We start from the raw sequence: 619 nt of genomic DNA, 5'->3' as shown, positions 1-619 counted from the left end.
CACTGCTTGGTTTGTTATATTTTCTACCGCTTCTACTATGTTTTGTCCTTGATTTCTCTGCTCCTCGGCGGCTAACGTGACCTCATTGATCTCATTATTTATTTTTTCTATTCCTTCAACAATTTTTTCTATCGCTACTCTCATATCATTGCTTAACTCAGTCCCACGCTTAGCCTTATCTTGTCCTACCTCAATTGCTTTTACTGCTTGTTCCGTTTCTTTTTGCACACTCTTTATAAGTGCAGCTATTTCTTTTGTAGCTGTAGCTGTTCTTTCAGCAAGTTTTCTAACTTCATCTGCTACTACCGCAAACCCTTTCCCATGTTCACCAGCTCTCGCAGCTTCTATTGCCGCATTAAGTGCTAACAAATTGGTCTGTTCTGCAATATCATCAATAACCTCCGTAATACTTCCTATCTTTTCAGAGCTTTCTCCTAAATTATTTATTACGTTTCCTGTCAGATAAATTGCATCAGTAATATCTTTAATAGAAGATAATGTTTCTTCTACTGATTTTCTGCCATTTTGTGCTTCAGTCCTTAGCGAATCGCTGAATTTTTTAATATTTTCAGTACTATTAGCTACTTGATTGATTGATGCTACCATTTCCTCTATCGCC

1 protein-coding gene is annotated in these 619 nt (G+C 37.0%); it reads right to left on the bottom strand.

All coding sequences use genetic code 11. The annotated features are described in order from the left end of the window. Positions 1 to 619 (bottom strand): methyl-accepting chemotaxis protein (locus BVF91_RS13365; RefSeq protein ID WP_168170222.1); only part of this gene is annotated, 619 nt, incomplete at both ends.

This window comes from Thermoanaerobacterium sp. PSU-2 (assembly GCF_002102475.1).
Classification (GTDB): Bacteria; Bacillota; Thermoanaerobacteria; order Thermoanaerobacterales; family Thermoanaerobacteraceae; genus Thermoanaerobacterium.
This window is presented reverse-complemented; position numbering and strand designations above follow the sequence as displayed.